The sequence below is a fragment of the Planomonospora alba genome (assembly GCF_039534085.1).
In the GTDB taxonomy this organism is placed as follows: domain Bacteria; phylum Actinomycetota; class Actinomycetes; order Streptosporangiales; family Streptosporangiaceae; genus Planomonospora_B; species Planomonospora_B alba.
Genome location: NZ_BAAAUT010000012.1, coordinates 71,521 through 88,698, shown reverse-complemented (window position 1 = coordinate 88,698; position 17,178 = coordinate 71,521). Strand labels below are relative to the sequence as shown.

At 72.4% G+C, this 17,178-nt stretch carries 12 protein-coding genes; 1 reads left to right on the top strand and 11 read right to left on the bottom strand.

Features of this window, described 5'->3' with window-relative positions; all coding sequences use genetic code 11:
- Nucleotides 1–19: 19 nt before the first annotated feature.
- The 7 genes from ABD823_RS09530 to ABD823_RS09500 form a co-directional block, all read right to left on the bottom strand.
- Nucleotides 20–1,222: an ROK family transcriptional regulator gene (locus tag ABD823_RS09530; protein ID WP_344857952.1), complete on the bottom strand. Its 1,203-nt coding sequence runs from the start codon at nt 1,220–1,222 to the stop codon at nt 20–22.
- A 35-nt stretch (nt 1,223–1,257) separates the two neighbouring features.
- Nucleotides 1,258–2,508 carry a sugar ABC transporter permease gene (locus ABD823_RS09525; protein ID WP_344857950.1) on the bottom strand — a complete coding sequence of 417 codons (1,251 nt, stop codon included), beginning with the start codon at nt 2,506–2,508 and terminating at the stop codon, nt 1,258–1,260.
- A complete protein-coding gene (locus ABD823_RS09520; RefSeq protein ID WP_344857949.1) occupies nt 2,505–3,269 on the bottom strand; it encodes an ATP-binding cassette domain-containing protein in 765 nt (254 codons plus the stop codon). Before ABD823_RS09520 ends, ABD823_RS09525 begins: the two co-directional genes overlap by 4 nt.
- A gap of 71 nt (nt 3,270–3,340) precedes the next feature.
- Complete coding sequence (locus ABD823_RS09515) at nt 3,341–4,459, bottom strand: sugar ABC transporter substrate-binding protein (RefSeq protein WP_344857947.1); 1,119 nt, start codon at nt 4,457–4,459, stop codon at nt 3,341–3,343.
- A 204-nt stretch (nt 4,460–4,663) separates the two neighbouring features.
- Nucleotides 4,664–5,353, bottom strand: a complete 690-nt coding sequence (locus tag ABD823_RS09510) for a sulfite exporter TauE/SafE family protein (RefSeq protein WP_344857945.1) — start codon at nt 5,351–5,353, stop codon at nt 4,664–4,666.
- Between the two features lie 354 nt (nt 5,354–5,707).
- Nucleotides 5,708–8,452, bottom strand: a complete 2,745-nt coding sequence (acnA, locus tag ABD823_RS09505) for an aconitate hydratase AcnA (protein ID WP_344857943.1) — start codon at nt 8,450–8,452, stop codon at nt 5,708–5,710.
- A gap of 201 nt (nt 8,453–8,653) precedes the next feature.
- A complete protein-coding gene (locus ABD823_RS09500; protein ID WP_344857942.1) occupies nt 8,654–9,382 on the bottom strand; it encodes a metal-dependent hydrolase in 729 nt (242 codons plus the stop codon).
- A gap of 409 nt (nt 9,383–9,791) precedes the next feature.
- Here ABD823_RS09500 and ABD823_RS09495 point away from each other — a divergent pair, with 409 nt between their 5' ends.
- On the top strand, nt 9,792–10,577 hold the full coding sequence (locus tag ABD823_RS09495) for a PadR family transcriptional regulator (protein WP_344857940.1): 786 nt from the start codon (nt 9,792–9,794) through the stop codon (nt 10,575–10,577).
- A gap of 121 nt (nt 10,578–10,698) precedes the next feature.
- On the opposite strand, the gene mug is transcribed toward ABD823_RS09495, so the two are convergent.
- The 4 genes from mug to ABD823_RS09475 all read right to left on the bottom strand — a co-directional run bounded on the left by mug (nt 10,699) and on the right by ABD823_RS09475 (nt 17,035).
- Nucleotides 10,699–11,250, bottom strand: a complete 552-nt coding sequence (gene mug, locus ABD823_RS09490) for a G/U mismatch-specific DNA glycosylase (protein WP_344857938.1) — start codon at nt 11,248–11,250, stop codon at nt 10,699–10,701.
- Nucleotides 11,251–11,336: 86 nt separating this feature from the next.
- Complete coding sequence (locus ABD823_RS09485; RefSeq protein WP_344857937.1) at nt 11,337–12,755, bottom strand: sugar porter family MFS transporter; 1,419 nt, start codon at nt 12,753–12,755, stop codon at nt 11,337–11,339.
- Between the two features lie 123 nt (nt 12,756–12,878).
- Nucleotides 12,879–15,458: a polynucleotide kinase-phosphatase gene (locus ABD823_RS09480; RefSeq protein ID WP_344857935.1), complete on the bottom strand. Its 2,580-nt coding sequence runs from the start codon at nt 15,456–15,458 to the stop codon at nt 12,879–12,881.
- Nucleotides 15,455–17,035, bottom strand: coding sequence for a 3' terminal RNA ribose 2'-O-methyltransferase Hen1 (locus tag ABD823_RS09475; protein WP_344857934.1), 1,581 nt, complete (start codon nt 17,033–17,035; stop codon nt 15,455–15,457). The genes ABD823_RS09480 and ABD823_RS09475 overlap by 4 nt, the downstream gene beginning before the upstream one ends.
- Between the last annotated feature and the right edge of the window lie 143 nt (nt 17,036–17,178).

Genomic DNA, 17,178 nt, shown 5'->3' with positions numbered 1-17,178 from the left:
CGGTCCTCGCCCGCGCGCGTCAGGAACCGGCGCGGGCGAGGACCTCCAGGGGGTCGGCGAGCACCTGGGTGAAGGCCAGTTCGGCGGCGCCGACGAGGGTGGCGTCGTCACCGAGGGCCGAGGTGCGCAGCCGCAGGTGCTCCCGCGCCGGTCCGAGGGCGTCGACGGTGAGCCGGCTGCGGACCTGGGCGGCGGAGCCGAGATATATCTCCCGGAGCATGCCGCCGAAGACGACCATCTCGGGGTTGAAGACGTTGACGAGGTTGGCGACGCCCAGGCCCAGCCAGTCGCCGACCCGGTTCAGCGCCGCCTGCGCGACGATGTCGCCGCGGTCGGCCGCGGCGACCACCGCGCGGACCGCGTCCCTGCCGACCTGCGGGCCGAAGCGCCCGGCGGCCTCCAGCAGGGCCCGCTCCCCCACCTCGGCCTCCAGGCAGCCGTGCGAGCCGCAGCCGCAGGGCCGGCCGTCGGGGTTGACGACCATGTGCCCGACCTCGCCGCCGAAGCCCTGGTGGCCGCCGAGCAGGGTCCCGTTGACGATCACACCGCCGCCGACCCCCACGTCGCCGTGGAGGTAGACGAGGTCGCGGCAGCCGGCGCCGACGCCGCGCAGGTGCTCGGCCATCGCCGCCAGGTTGGCGTCGTTGCCGACCGCCACGGGCAGGCCGAGACCGAGGCGGCGGGACATCTCCTCGCCGAACGGCACGTCCACCGAGCCCATGTTCGGCCCGAACCTGACCACGCCGTCCTGGCGGGCCACCCCGCCGGAGAAGGCCGCGGCCGCCCCGACGCAGACCGTGTCCGGCCGGGTCTTGCGGTGCATCTGCCGGACGAAGCCGGCCAGCGGCCCGGCGACCTCCTCCAGCGAGAAGGGGCCGCGCCGCCGTACCGTCTCCCGCCGGTCGAGGATCGTCCCGCCCAGGCCGACCCGGGCGGCGACCAGCCGGTCGACGCCGACGTCCAGCGCGAACACGTAGACGCGGGCGGACTCGGGGCGGACCACCAGGGAGGGGCGGCCCGCCCGGCCGGTCTCGCGGGGCAGTTCCTCGCGGACCAGGCCGGCGGTGGTCAGGTCCGCGGTGAGCGCCATGATGGTGCTGCGGTTGAGCCCCATCCGGCTGGTGAGTTCGGCGCGCGAGGTCGGCCCGCTCAGGTGGACATGGCGGAGCAGGGCGCCGAGGTTGTGGCGCCTGATCTCCTCTTGGGAGGGACCGGCCCGCATCGCGTGGTGCTCCTTCGGAGCGTCGAGATCACCGATCACCTTAGACCAGCGGCGGCCGCGCGCTTGCGGGAGAGCGCGTCCACGCCGGCGGCCAGCAGCAGCACGGTCCCGGTGACGATGAACTTCACACCGGCGCTGTAGCCCATCAGGCCCATGCCGTTCTCGATGACGGCGACCACGGCGCCGCCCAGGATCGCGTCCAGCACCCGGCCCTTGCCGCCGAACAGGCTGGTCCCGCCGATGACGGCCGCGCCCACGGCGTAGAGCAGCACGTTGCTGCCGCCGGTGTTGGGGTCGACCGAGCTGGCGCGGGAGGCCGCGATGATGCCGCCGACCGCCGCCATGGTGGAGCAGATCATGAAGGCGGCGATCTTCATCCGGTCCACGTTGATGCCGGCCCGGCGCGCGGCCTCGGCGTTGCCGCCGACCGCGTACAGGTGGCGGCCGAACCCGGTGCGGCGCAGCACGAACGTCAGGACCACCAGGAGCACGACGATGAGCGGGACGACGATCGGCACGCCCTTGAGCGAGACGACCGCGGCGTTCCGGCTGCGCTCCAGGTTCAGGACGTAGACGGCGAGCCCGCCGAGGACGGCCAGCGCCCCCACCCGGACCGCGATCAGCGAGATCGGGTCGGCGGACAGGCCGCGCCCGGCCCGCTTGCGCGCGCGCAGCAGCTGCAGCGCCGCGTAGGCGGCGACGCAGGCGGCCAGCAGTCCCCAGCCCAGCGCGGGCGGCAGGTACTTGTTGGCGATCGCCAGGATCGTCTCGTCCCGGATGGAGATGTTGGTGCCGCCCTTGACCAGCAGCAGCACCAGGCCCTGGAAGCCGAGGAAGGCGGCGAGCGTCACCACGAAGGACGGGATGCCGAGTTTGGCCACCAGGGCGCCGAGCACGGTGCCGATCACCACGCCGGTGAGGATCGCGGCGGCCACCGCGGCGTACCAGGGCAGGCCCTGGTCGGTGAGCAGGATCGCCAGCACCGCCGCGCAGACGCCGCTGGCGAAGCCCGCCGACAGGTCGATCTCGCCCAGCAGCAGCACGAACACCAGGCCCATGGCGATCACGGTGACCGCCGCGCCCTGGGTGAACAGGTTGGCGAAGTTGCCCGGGGTGAGGAAGGAGGGCCGCAGGACGGAGAAGACCGTGCAGAGCACGACCAGGCCGAACACCGCGGGCAGCGCGCCCATGTCACCGCCGCGGACCCGCTCGGCGTAGCCGCGGAGGTTGGCTCCGATCGAGGGGGCCGGGGCCGTGGCCGCGGCGGGCTTGATGGTGGTGGTCATGCCGGAACTCCGTTGGTGAGGCCGAGGTCCCCGCTCCGACCGGAGGTGATCAGTTCGACGACCTGCGCGTGGGTGACGTCGGAGGTCTTCACCTGGGCCGCCATCCGGCCGAGGTAGAGCGCGGCGATCCGGTCGGACACCGCGAAGACGTCGTTCATGTTGTGCGAGATGAGCACGACGGCCAGGCCCTGGTCGGCGAGGCGGCGGACCAGTTCCAGCACCTGCGCGGTCTGGGCGACGCCGAGTGCCGCGGTGGGCTCGTCGAGGATGACGACCTTGCTGTTCCAGAGCACCGCCTTGGCGATGGCGACGGTCTGCCGCTGACCGCCGGAGAGGCTGGAGACGAGCTGCCGGATGGACTTGACGGTCCGGACCGAGAGGCTCTCCAGGGTCTTGGCCGCCATCTCCTCCATGGTGTCCTCGTCGAGCACGAGGCCGCGCTTGTGCTCGCGCCCGAGGAACATGTTCTGGACGATGTCCAGGTTGTCGCAGAGGGCGAGGTCCTGGTACACGATCTCGATGCCCAGGGCGGCGGCGTCCCGGGGGGAGCCGACCTGGACGGGCTTGCCCTCGAAGAGGTACTCGCCGGAGTCGATGGGGTGGATGCCGCCGACGCACTTGACGAGCGTGGACTTGCCGGCGCCGTTGTCGCCGACCAGCGCCGTCACCTCCCCGGGGTAGACGGAGAGGGCGACGTCGTGCAGGACCTGCACGGGACCGAAGCTCTTGTCGATCCCGCGGAGTTCCAGTACGGGGGTCATACGGTGCTCCTCGGATGGGGGGAACGGCCGGCCGGCGGGGAGAGGGGCCGGCCGGCCGTGCCCTCGGCGCGTTACTGGATTCCGGCCTCGGTGCACTTGGCGGCGAACTCGCCGGTGCACAGCTCTTCCTTGGTCACGAAGCCGTCGTTGACGACGTCCTTGACGTTCTCGAAGAAGATCGCCTGAGGCTCGAGCAGGACGGCGGGCACGTCGGCGCCGCTCTCGGTGTCCTTGACCGTGCCGGTCGCCGCGGGCTTCTCGCCCTTGGCCAGGCCGATGGCCAGCTGCGCCGCCGCGTCGGCCTCCTTCTTGATGGCCTTGTAGACCGTCATGCACTGGTCGCCCGCGAGGATGTTCTGCAGGCCCTGCACGGTGGCGTCCTGGCCGGTGACCGGGACCTTGCCGTTGAGCTTGTTCTTCTTCAGCACCGTGATGGCGGCGTTGCCGAGGCCGTCGTTGGCGGCCAGCACGCCCGCGATCTTCGGCTGCTCGGTCAGCATCTGCTCGAAGATGGTGGCGGCCTGGGCGTTGTCCCAGTCCGGGACCGACTGGTCCGGGCCCTTGACGTACTCGCCGGAGTCGTACTTGGGCTGGAGCACGCCGTCGTAGCCGTTCTTGAACAGCGTGGCGTTGTTGTCGGTCGGCGAGCCGTTCAGCTCCGCGACGATCGGCTTCTCGACCTTCTTGTCGGCCAGGCACTTCACCAGGCCCTCGCCCTGCAGGGTGCCGACCTTGGTGTTGTCGAAGCTGACGTAGTAGGAGGCGCCGCCGTTCAGCGTCAGGCGGTCGTAGTCGATGGTGGCCACGCCCTGGGCCTTGGCCTTGTCGAGCACGGCCTTGCCGGTGCCGCTGTCCAGGTTGACGATCATCAGGACGGTGGCCCCGTTGGTGATCATCTGGTCGGCGATGGTCTGGAACTGGTTCTTGTCACCCTGGGCGTTCTGGATGTCGTAGGCCACGCCGGCGGCCTTGAACGCCTCCTCCAGGAACTTGCGGTCCGCGGTCTCCCAGCGGGCGGAGGACTTGCTGTCGGGCAGGATGACGCCGATCTTCCCGGCGGCGGCCTGGCTCGCGGCCCCGGAGGGAGCGGCGCTGCTCTGCGCGCTGGTGTCGCCCTCGCCCCCGCAGGCGGTGAGACCGAGGGTCATCGCCGCGGCGGCGGCGGACAGGCTGAGGATCCCCTTGCGCATGGTGCACGGGTCCTTTCTTCGAGAACTTCGAGAGTGGGGGGTCGGGGAAGTACGGCATGCCGAATCCAACGGCACGGTTCCCCGGGTCGCGGACCACCGTGCCGTTGAATGTTGTTTGCGGCAACGTATTCCGGCTTGGCCAGGAATGCCAGACCTCAGGCGGGTAAAGTTTGTTGTGGGCGGTAACAATCCAGAAACGTGGACTTAACCCAGGATGCTCTGAATGATCAGCATCAGTGCGGACAGCGCCGCCACCGCGAGCACACCGGCCCGGATCCGCCCGCCGTCCAGATAGCGGCGGAGCGGTCCCGAGGCCAGGAAGCCCGCCACCAGGAACGGGACCAGCGCCAGCCCCGCGAGGGCGGCCCGGGCGGGCATCTCCCCGCCGACGGCGTTCAGCGCCGTCGACCCCAGGGCCCCGACGGCGAAGTACATCGCGAGCGTGGCGCGGATCTGCGGTCCCCGGGCGTGCTGGTAGACCAGCCCCATCGGCGGCCCGCCGATCGAGGTGGCCTGCCCGGTGAACCCGGAGACCAGGCCCGCGGCCGCCAGCGTGCGCGGGGTGCGCGGCAGCGACACCGACCACGCGGTGAGGCCGACCGCGACCAGCACCATCAGCCCGACCCCGACCCCGAGCGCGTCGCGGGGCGCCGTCTTGAGGATCCAGAGTCCGGCGAGCATGCCGGGCAGGCGGCCGAGCAGCGCCCACGAGATGCCCCGCCAGTCGACGTGCCGCCACTCCTTGGCCAGCGTGAACAGCGGGAGCACCGCCGAGACGAGCTGCAGGGAACCGGGCATCAGGCCGGGATCGAGGATCATGACGACCGGCGCCGCGACCAGGGCGAGGCCGAACCCGACCGCCCCCTGGACGAGCGCCCCCACGAAAACCGACATACCTGCAAGGACAAGTACGAAAAGCTCGTCACCCATGGGGAGACCGTACTGGTGGCCCGTCGGCCGCTCCGGACCGCATGCCGCCCCGGGGGCGGACACGGAGGGCGCCCGTGGAGGCGGAGAGGGGACGCGGAGGGGAGAGGGGACGCGGAGGGCGCCGGCGAAGGCGGGAGGACGGCTCCGGGCCGCAGGAGACCCTCCGGGACCGCAGGACGGGCCCCGGAGCCGGAGGACGGGCCCCGGAGCCGGAGGACGACGGAGCCGCCCGGTGGGAGTGTGTCCCATCGGGCGGCTTCGGTCTGGGGGATCTCCCCGGTGCGGACGGAGCCCGCGTGCGGGCTCCGCCCCCCTGCGTCAGCTCTTGGCGAGCAGGGAGCGCAGGACGTACTGCATGATGCCGCCGTGGCGGTAGTAGTCGGCCTCACCCGGCGTGTCGATGCGCACGACCGCCTGGAACTCCTTGTCGCCGGCCTTCACCGTCACGGTCCGCGGGATGCCGCCGGAGTTGAGCTCCTCGACACCGGTGATGTCGAAGGTCTCCTCGCCGGTCAGGCCGAGGGAGTCGGCCGACTCGCCCTCGGGGAACTGCAGCGGCAGCACGCCCATGCCGATCAGGTTGGAGCGGTGGATGCGCTCGTAGGACTCGGCGATGACCGCGCGCACGCCCAGCAGCGCCGTGCCCTTGGCCGCCCAGTCGCGCGAGGAGCCGGAGCCGTACTCCTTGCCCGCCAGGACGACCAGCGGGATGCCGGCGGCCTGGTAGTTGACCGAGGCGTCGTAGATGAAGCTCTGCGGGCCGCCCTCCTGGGTGAAGTCGCGGGTGTAGCCGCCCTCCACGCCGTCGAGCAGCAGGTTCTTCAGCCGGATGTTGGCGAAGGTGCCGCGGATCATCACCTCGTGGTTGCCGCGGCGGGAGCCGTAGGAGTTGAAGTCCTTGACCTCGACCCCGTTGGCCCGCAGGTACTCCGCGGCGGGGGTGCCGACCTTGATCGAGCCGGCCGGCGAGATGTGGTCGGTGGTGACCGAGTCGCCGAGCTTGGCGAGCACCCGGGCGCCGGAGATGTCCTTGACCGGCTCCGGCTGGGCGGGCATGCCGTCGAAGTAGGGCGCCTTGCGCACGTAGGTCGAGGCCGGGTCCCACTCGAAGGTGTCACCGGTCGGGACCGGCAGCGACTGCCAGATCTCGTCGCCCTTGAACACGTCGGCGTAGTCCCGCAGGAACATCTCCTGGTCGATCGAGGAGTTGACGACCTCGGAGACCTCCTCCGGCGAGGGCCAGATGTCCTTGAGGAAGACCGGCTCGCCGTCGGCGCCGGTGCCGAGCGGCTCGCTGTTCAGGTCGATGTCCATCGTGCCCGCGAGGGCGTAGGCGACGACCAGCGGCGGCGAGGCCAGGTAGTTCATCTTGACGTCGGGGTTGATCCGGCCCTCGAAGTTGCGGTTGCCGGACAGCACCGCGGTGACCGCCAGGTCGTTCTCCTGGACGGCGGCGGAGATCTCCTCCGGCAGCGGGCCGGAGTTGCCGATGCAGGTGGTGCAGCCGTAGCCGACCAAGTTGAAGCCGATCTTGTCGAGGTACGGCTGCAGCCCGGAGCGCTCGAAGTAGCCGGTGACGACCTGGGATCCGGGCGCCAGGGAGGTCTTGACCCACGGCTTGCGGGTCAGGCCCTTCTCGACCGCCTTCTTGGCCAGCAGCGCGGCGCCGAGCATGACGTACGGGTTGGAGGTGTTGGTGCAGCTGGTGATGGCCGCGATGGTCACCACGCCGTGGTCGATCTCGAAGCTCGTGCCGTCGGCGAGGGTGACCGGGACCGGCTTGTGCGGGCGCACGCCGTTGGCCCGGGCGTTGGAGGCGGGGGCGTCGGAGGCCGGGAAGCTCTCCTCGCTCTCCTCGTCCACGCCGTCGCCCTCGAAGTCGGTGACGTAGTTGCGCACGTCGCGCCGCCAGGTCTCCTTGGCCGCCGAGAGCGCGATGCGGTCCTGCGGGCGCTTCGGGCCGGCGATCGACGGCACGACGGTGGACAGGTCCAGCTCGATGTACTCGGAGAAGACCGGCTCCGGCGCGGACGGGTCGAGCCAGAGGCCCTGGGCCTTGGCGTAGGCCTCGACCAGGGCGACCTGCTCGTCGGAGCGGCCGGTGAGGCGCAGGTAGTTGATCGTCTCGCCGTCGATCGGGAAGATCGCGCAGGTGGAGCCGAACTCGGGGCTCATGTTGCCGATGGTGGCGCGGTTGGCCAGCGGCACGCTGGAGACGCCCTCGCCGTAGAACTCGACGAACTTGCCGACGACGCCGTGCTTGCGCAGCATCTCGGTGATGGTGAGCACCAGGTCGGTGGCGGTGGCCCCGGCGGGGAGCTTGCCGGTCAGCTTGAAGCCGACCACCCGCGGGATCAGCATGGAGATCGGCTGGCCGAGCATCGCGGCCTCGGCCTCGATGCCGCCGACGCCCCAGCCGAGCACGCCGATGCCGTTCTCCATGGTGGTGTGGGAGTCGGTGCCGACGCAGGTGTCCGGGTAGGCCTTCCCATCGCGGATCATCACGACGCGGGCCAGGTGCTCGATGTTGACCTGGTGCACGATGCCGGTGCCCGGCGGGACGACCTTGAACTCGTCGAAGGCGGTCTGACCCCAGCGCAGGAACTGGTAGCGCTCGCGGTTGCGCTCGTACTCCCGCTCGACGTTGCGCTGGAACGAGTCCGGCCCGCCGAAGAAGTCGACGATGACGGAGTGGTCGATGACCATCTCGGCCGGGGCGAGCGGGTTGATCTTCGCGGGGTCGCCGCCGAGGTCGCGCACGGCCTCGCGCATGGTGGCCAGGTCCACCACGCAGGGCACGCCGGTGAAGTCCTGCATGATCACGCGGGCTGGCGTGAACTGGATCTCCACGCTCGGCGCGGCGGACGGGTCCCACTGGCCCAGCGCGCGGATGTGGTCGGCCGTGATGTTGGCGCCGTCCTCGGTGCGCAGCAGGTTCTCCAGCAGGATCTTCAAGCTGTACGGGAGGCGCGCCGACCCCTCGACGGCGTCCAGCCTGTAGATCTCATATGCCGCGTCACCGACGCGGAGCGTGTCACGGCTGCCGAAGCTGTTCGCGGACACGATTCGCCTCCCTCATCACCAGGTCGTCTGGGTCGTCTGGCGCCCTGTCGATAAAGGCGCACCTGAAATCCTGCCGCACCGCGGGAGTGGCCATGTCGGTTAGGTATGCCTAACCCGCATGTCACCGGTGGGTTGCAGCAGATGTCTCGACATCAAGATATCCCGCCAGATATCTCGACATCAAGTTACCTGCCAGTACGATCACATCGGGAGGAGGCGCCAGTAGGCCAGCCCGAGGACGGCGACGGAGAGCACCGGCGCGAGGAACTTCTGCTCGAAGGCCCGGCCCGTCTTGAGCCCCATCTTCCACGGCAGCAGCCAGCGCTGCCTCATCGGCCACAGCACCGGGCAGCCCTTCTCGGTGCAGCAGTCGCCCACCACGTGCACCAGGCACCCCATCGCGACCGCCACCCCGAGCCAGGCGTAGCCGACGCCGTCGGAGCGGAACACCAGGAACAGCCCGGCCGTCAGCGCGACGTTCACCATCGCCGAGGCGAACTTCTTGCCCGGGATCCCGATCCCGATCGCCCGCAGCGCCAGGCCGATCATCAGCACGACCAGGACGTCGCGGCCGACCGGATGGGTGGAGGCGAGGTAGTGCGCGCCGAACCCGGCGGCGACCGCGAACAGCAGCGAGTGGGTGGCGTTGCGGTGCCCGCCGGCCAGCCAGTTGACCGCCTTGCTCAGCACCCAGGTGACCGGCCCGAAGGTCTGCGCGATCGTCGCGCTGGGATGGTCGAGGTCCGGCAGCATCGCGGCCCCGGCGCAGACCAGGGCCCCGGCGATGAACTCGGCCGGCGTCAGCGCGTCCGCCATGACGCCGATCTCGACGTATCGGGAGGGTTCGGTGAGCAGTGGCAGCGCGGCCAGGGCGGGCGCCACGCCCAGCCAGGCGATCGCCCCCGTCAGCGCGTGCGTGTGCCCCATCATTGCTCGACCACCACCATCAAGATCACACCTGGTGAGCGTACGGCATGTCCGCGCGGAGCGGCGGACCGCTCCATTGTCACCGGGGCGATCACCGGAGGGGAAGCGGCGGCCAGGGCCGCGAGGCGGGGAAACGGCAGACGGGACCGTTCCGCACCGAAAGCACCCCCCAGCCCTTCCGGCACGGAACGAATCCCGTCTATGTCATTTGTAACGCCTAGGTCTCAGTGCTTGTTCCGAAATCCGGCGAGAATCTCGTGATCTATCTCACTTTTCCGCTGGGTGACCGGAGAATTCCGCCGAGTGATCGCCTCACGGGTCCGGAATGCGGGTGTTGTCTTCGGAACAGTCTAGATATATCTTTGAAGAGTCTAGAGCGATCGAAGGTCGATCGTGGAGACGGGAGGACGACATGGCATCCGCAGAGGCGATGGGCGGCTGGCCGTACACCGACCCGCGTGAGATCCGCCGCGAGATGAGGCGCGCCGCCCGGAGGGCCTGGCGCGCCCTGGCCGAGGGCCGCCCGGAGTACGGTCCCGGTCCCGGGCGGCGCGGGCATCACGGCCCGCCCGTTCCGCCCGGCCTGCCCGGGGGCGGGCCGCATGAGCGCCGTCACCGCGGGCGCCCTGGTGGCGGGCCGTTCGGCGCCGGCTTCCCCTGGGAGTGGAGTCGGGGCGGCCCCTGGGGCGGCGGCCCGGGCGGGCCGTTCGGCGGGCGGCCGCCGTTCGGCCGGGGACGCAAGGCCAAGCGGGGCGACGTGCGCGCCGCGATCCTGGCGCTCCTCGCCGAGGAGCCCCGCAACGGCTACCAGATCATCCAGGAGATCGCCCAGCGCAGCCAGGGCGGCTGGAAACCCAGTCCGGGAGCGGTCTACCCGGCGCTGCAGCAGCTCACCGACGAGGGCCTGGTGCTGTCCGAGGAGCACGACGGCCGCAAGACCTTCCGGCTCACCGAGGCGGGCCGCGCCTACGTCGCCGAGCACGCCGACGAGGTGCGCGCCCCCTGGAAGGAGATGACGCCCGACGTCGACGAGAGCACCTGGGAGCTGGTCGAGCTGGCCCGGCAGTCGGGGTTCGCCATGATGCAGATCCTGCAGACCGGGAGCGAGGCCCAGATCCGCCAGGCCAGGCAGCAGCTGGTCGAGACGCGCCGCAGGCTCTACCAGATCCTCGCCGACGGCGACCCCGGCGAGGAGTGAACGCGCCCGGCGGCGACCCCGGCGAGGAGCGGACGCGGGAACGGGCCGCGCCCCGGGGGCGGGCCGTTCCCGCCGCGACCGCCATGGTGAGCGGGACCGGGGGCGGGGACGCCCCGGCGGGTCACAGCGGCGGCCGGCCGATGGACTCGCGCAGCCGCCGCATCTCCCCCGCGATCCGCTCCAGCGTCCAGTGGGCGTTCAGGCCGCTGGGGTTGGGCAGCACCCACACCGCCGCGTCCCCGATCCGCTCCGGCTGGGGGCCGACCGCCGCCTTCGGTCGCCCGAACGCCGCCCGGTAGGCGGTCACCCCCGCCACCGCCAGCACCCGCGGCCGGACCTCGGCGACCAGCCGCGCCAGACGCAGGCCGCCGGCGCGGAACTCCTCCGCCGACAGCTCCGCCGCCTGCGCGGTGGCGCGGGCCACCACGTTGGTGATGCCGAGCCCGAAGGACGGCAGCAGGTCCTGCTCGGCGGGCGAGAGCAGCCGGGGGGTGAGGCCGGAGCGGTGCAGCGCCGGCCAGAAGCGGTTGCCCGGACGGGCGAAGTGGTGGCCGGTCGCGGCGGAGTAGAGACCGGGGTTGATGCCGCAGAACAGGATGTCCAGCGCGGGACCGAGCACGTCGTCGATCACCCGGTCCCGCGCCGCCTCGAGTTCGGCTCTGGTGGGAGGCATGATCGGATATCTGACCGCTCCGGGCGCCCGCTAACCCGCCCCCGGCGGGCGAGGCGGCCCCCGGCGGGCGAGGCGGCCCTCGCGCGTCAGCCCATCTCCTCCAGTCTCCGCCCCTTGGTCTCCTTCACCTTCACCAGCACGAACGCCAGGGACAGCGCGGCGAAGGCCGCGTAACCGACGTAGGCCCCGGCCAGGCTCCACTCCGACAGGGAGGGGAACGAGACGGTGATCAGCCAGTTGGCCACCCACTGCGCGGCGGCGGCCACCGAGAGCGCGGCGGCCCTGATCCGGTTGGGGAACATCTCGCCGAGCAGCACCCAGACGACCACGCCCCACGACAGTGCGAAGAACAGCACGAACACGTGCGCGGCGACGAGCGCGACGGCGCCCTGCAGCTCCGGCAGCGTCACGGTCTCGCCGTGCGGCACGCCCGCGCTGAACGCCCACGCGGCCGTGGCGAGCGCGACCGCCATGCCCGCCGAGCCGATCATCAGCAGCGGCCGGCGGCCGATCCGGTCGACGAGCGCGATCGCGATGAACGTGCCGACGATGTTGATGATCGAGGTGGAGAAGCTGATCAGCAGCGAGTCGCTCTGGTTGATGCCGACCGACTGCCACAGCGCCGACGAGTAGTAGAAGATGACGTTGATCCCGACGAACTGCTGGAAGACCGAGAGCGTGATGCCGATCCAGACGATCGGCAGCAGCCCCAGCGCCGAGCCCCGCAGGTCGCGCAGGCGCGGCCGGTGCTCCAGGCGCAGCGACCGCTGGATGTCCGCCAGCCGGGCGTCCAGGTCGGCGCCGCCGCCCTCGACCTCGGCCAGCACCTCGCGGGCCCGCTCGGCGCGGCCCGCCGCGACGAGGAAGCGCGGCGACTCGGGGATGACCGAGGCGAACAGCAGATACAGCAGGGCCGGGACCAGGCAGGCGCCGAGCATCCACTGCCAGGCCTGGACGCCCAGCAGCTCGTTGTTCACGTCACCCCCGGCGACCTGCGCGATCGCGTAGTTCACCAGCTGGGAGACCGCGATGCCCAGCACGATCGCGAGCTGCTGGAAGGAGCCGAGGCGGCCCCGGTAGGCGGGCGGCGAGACCTCGGCGATGTAGGCGGGGCCGAGGACCGAGGCCATGCCGATCCCCACGCCGGCCAGCACCCGCCAGAAGGCCAGGTCCCAGATGCCGAACGGCAGGGCCTGGCCGACGGAGCTGACCGCGAACAGGACCGCGGCCACCTGCATCGTCCGGGTCCGCCCCCAGCGGTCGGCCAGGCCTCCGGCGATCCAGGCGCCGAGCGCCGAGCCGAGCAGCGCGATCGCCACCACGAAGCCGGTCGTCACCGGTCCCACCTCGAAGTGGCGCTGGATGCCGGTGACGGCGCCGTTGATCACGGCGCTGTCGTATCCGAAGAGGAAGCCGCCGATCGCCGCCGCGGCGGTGATGAAGACGACGTGCCCGAGATGTTCGCTGTGGGTGCCCGGGGTGCCCGGGGACGCGGTACCGACCATGGCGGTCCTTTCCCCCGAAAGAAGACCTGAGTCCTCCCCCTACCCGGGCACCGCATGGTGTCACCGCGCGCTTACCACATGTCCGGATGTCCGGGCGCTCCCCCCGGGCGGCGGGACGGGGCGTCAGAGCCGCGGGTCCACCGGCTCCGACTCCAGTGCGAGGACGGCGAAGACCGCCTCGTGCACCCGCCAGAGCGGCTCGCCCTCCACCAGCCGGCACAGCGCCTCCAGGCCGAGCGCGTGCTCGCGCAGGGCCAGCGAGCGCTTGCGGCCCAGGAAGCGCTCACGCAGCACCGGCAGGCTCTCGGTGTAGTCGGGGCCGTAGATGATCCGCAGGTACTCCCGCCCGCGCACCTTGATCCCCGGCTGCACCCGGGAGGTCTGGGACGCCGCGGGCACGGCGGTCGGCTTGACCACCATGCCCTCGCCGCCCTCGGCGGTCAGCGCCGACCACCACTCGGTCGCCGCCCGCACCGACTCGGCCGAGTCCAGGTCCGCGTGGACGTGCCGGGTGTGCGTGATCAGCGGGTCCTCCAGGCGGGAGAGCATCTCCAGGTGCCAGGGGTGCGGCTCGGTCACGGCCGTCGCCCGGCCCTCGCAGGCGAGGATCTGGAAGGGGGCCAGGCTGACGCCGTCCAGTCCGGAGACGGGCCGGCAGTAGCGCGCGTAGGCGTCCCGGAACCGGGCGGCGTTGTCCAGCCGGCGCCGGGTGTCCGCCAGCAGGTCCCCCACGTCGAGTCCGCGCCGGGCCGCCGCCTCCAGCGCCGCGACCGCCTCGGGCAGCGCGGCGCGCGCCGCGGCCCCCACCGACGCGTACTGCTCGCGGATCAGCCCCTCGGCCTTGGCCGACCACGGCAGCAGTTCGCAGTCGAGCACCAGCCAGTCCGAGTCCAGCTCGTCCATGAGCGGCGCGCACGCCCGCCGGAGCCGGTCCACCAGCTCGCCGGTCGTCGCGAGGTCGGTGAAGAACGGCCGGCCGGTGCGGGTGTACACCGCGCCCGCGCTCCCGTCCGCGACCCCGAACCGGGCCGCGGCGGCCTCGGGGGTCCTGGCCAGGACGACCACCGCCCGCGAGCCCATGTGCTTCTCCTCGCACACCACGCGGGTCACCCCGGCGGCCGCGAACTCCGCGAACGCCTCGGCCGGGTGCTCCAGGAAGCCCTCCAGCCGGGACGTCTCCGGCGGGGCCATCGTCGGCGGCAGGTAGACCAGCCAGCGCGGGTCCGCCGCGAAGCGGCTCATGACCTCCAGCGCGGCGGCGGCGTTCTCCTCCCGGATCTTGATGCGGCCGCCGCCGTGGCGCACCTCGATGTGCCGGGTGCCCCGCACGTCGTCGATGGCCAGCAGGCCCGGGTCCCTGTGCGCGGCGCCGTGGCCGGTCCCGCCGCCCGCGGGGGCCAGGGGCCGGGCGGGCTCGTACCAGACCCTCTGCGCGGGGACCGAGACGATCTCCCGGCTCGGGTAGCGCAGCGCGGTCAGCTTCCCGCCGAAGACCACGCCGGTGTCCAGGCAGATGGTGTTGTTGACCCACTCGGGCTCGGTGACCGGGGTGTGGCCGTAGACGACCATGGCCCGGCCGCGGTACTCCCTGGCCCAGGGGTGGCGGACCGGCAGGCCGTACTCGTCGGTCTCGCCGGTGGTGTCGCCGTACAGCGCGAAGGAGCGCACCCGGCCCGAGGCGCGGCCGTGGTAGGCCTCCTTCAGCCCGGCGTGCGCGACGACGAGCCGGCCGCCGTCGAGCTGGTAGTGGCTGATCAGGCCGTCCATGAACTCCAGGGCGGCCCGGCGGAACTCCTCCGGCTCGGCGGCGAGCTGGTCGAGCGACTCCTGCAGCCCGTGCGCGACGCGCACCTTGCGCCCGTGCAGCGCGCGGGCGAGCTTCTGCTCGTGGTTGCCGGACACGCACAGCGCGGTCCCGGCGGCGACCATGCCCATGACGAGCCGGAGCACGCCCGGCGTGTCGGGACCGCGGTCCACCAGGTCGCCGACGAACACCGCGGTGCGGCCCTCGGGGTGGGTCGCTCCGGTCGGGGTGACCTCCCAGCCGAGCTCGCGCAGCAGCGCCTCCAGCTCGGCGCGGCAGCCGTGCACGTCGCCGATGACGTCGAACGGCCCGGTCAGCTCGCGCCGGTCGGTCCACGCCCGCTCGGTGGCGACCGTGGCGGCTTCGATCTCCTCGACGCCGCGCAGCACGTGCACCCGGCGGAAGCCCTCCCGGGTGATCCTGCCCAGGGAGCGGCGCAGGTCCTTGCGCTGGCGCCGTACCACGCCCGGCCCGAAGTCGCGGTCGGGCCGGGCCGCGTTGCGCTCGATCGCGACCTGTTCGGGCACGTCGAGGACGATCGCGTCGGCCAGCACGTTCTCGGCCTTGGCGAGCTCGATGAGCTGCCTGCGGGCCTCGGACTGCACGCTGGTGGCGTCCACGACGGTCAGCAGGCCGCGGCGCAGCCGGGTGCGGACGATGTAGTGGAGCACGTCGAAGGCGTCCGGCGTGGCCGCCTGGTCGTTCTCGTCGTCGGCCACCAGGCCGCGGCAGAAGTCGGAGGAGACCACCTGGGTCGGCCGGAAGTGCCGGCGGGCGAAGGTGGACTTCCCGCTCCCGGAGACGCCGACGAGCACGACCAGCGACATCTCCGGCACGCTGATCGCGGGCGCCCCGGCCGGCGGCGCGGCGGTCCCGTCCGGGACGGCGGTCTCGGTCATCTCGTTCCTCCCAGGGTGAAGACGGCCAGCTGCGTGGGCGGGCCGACCTCGGGGTCGTCGTCCCCGACCGGCCGGAAGGCGGCGGTGTAGCCGTACTCGGCGCAGACCCTCTCCGCCCAGGCGGCGAACTCGGCCCGGGTCCACTCGAAGCGGTGGTCCGGGTGGCGCATGCCCGTCAGGAACGGGTAGCGGACGTTGTACTCGGCGTTGGGCGTGGTCACGACCGCGTGCCCGGGGCGCGCGGCGCCGAAGACAACGCGTTCGAGGGCCGCCAGGCGCGGCGGGTCGACGTGCTCGACCACCTCCATGAGCACGGCGGCGTCGTAGCCGGCGAAGCGGTCGTCGGTGTAGGTCAGCGCGCCCTGGAACAGCTCCAGCCGCTCCCGCCGCCGGTCGGGCATGCGGTCGAGCCGGAGCCTGCGGGCGGCGGCGGCGAGCGCCCGCGCCGAGACGTCCGTCCCGGCGACCTTGGTGAAGGACGGGTCGTCCAGCAGCGCGCCGACCAGCTGCCCGGTCCCGCAGCCCAGGTCGATGACCGTGCGTGCGCCCAGCTCGCGCAGGACGGTGAGCACCGCCTCCCGCCGCAGCGTGTTCAGCGGCCGCCCCGCCGCCTGCGGTCCGGGCCCCGACCCCTGCGGTCCGGATCCCGCCGGCTCACGGGGCGCGCCGTCCTGACCGTTCCCGGTCCCGGCGCCGTCCCCGGCCCGCTCCCCGGTCCCGGCCCGCTCCTCGCCCTCCGGCACGTCCTCCGTCTCCGCGAGGAGGGCGTCCGCCTCGCCGGGCGCGGCCAGCGCGCCCGTCTCCTCCTCGGCGGGGGGCTCCAGCTCCTCCTCCACGTCGTCGCCCAGCTCGGCCAGGCGGGCGAGGGCGGTGCGGGCCAGGGACCGGCGCCGGCCCAGGTAGCGGCGGGTGATCAGGCCCCTCTCCGGGTGGCCGGCCAGCCACGACTCGCCCGCGCCGACGAGCTTGTCCACCTCGTCGGGGGCGATCCAGTAGTGCTTGGTGTCGTCCAGCACCGGCAGCAGCACGTAGAGCTGGTTGAGCGCGTCGGCCAGCCGGACCCCGCCGCGCAGCGCCAGCCGTACGTAGCGGGAGTCCCCCCACTCGGGGAAGGCCTCGTCCAGCGGTACGGCGTGCGCCTCGACCGCCCAGCCGAGCGGCGCGAAGAGGCGGTGCGCCAGGTCGGGCCCGCCCCGGCAGGGCAGGGCGGGCAGCGTGATCTCCAGCGGGATCGGCCCGGCGGCGAGCTCGGGGCGGCTCGCGCAGCGCCCGGCGCGGGCGGTGCGGAACACGTCCGCCAGCGCCCCGGCCAGCAGCGACGACGCCGCGTAGGGCCGGTCGTTGACGTACTGCCCCAGGGTGTGGTCGGGCGTGGAGCGGCCGCGGGAGCGCGCCAGGCGGACCGGGTCGACGTCGAGCAGCAGCGCCGCCGTGCAGCGCTGCTCGTTCGCCTCCGGGTAGAAGACGCGGGCCGTGCCGTACGACCGGCCGAACTCCTGGACCCGGTCCGGATGCTTGTGCAGCAGGAAGCCGAGGTCGGTGGCGGGCCGCACGGTCGTGGAGATCGTCAGCAACACCCGGGACAGTCTGCCGTATGTCCGATTCGCCGGACCATCGATTAACAGGCCGGGCGGACCGGACCGCCGCCTCCCCGGTGCGTCCCGGGAGCCGCCCCGAGACCCGCTCCGGGCCTGCTCCGGGCCTGCTCCGGAGAGAGGCG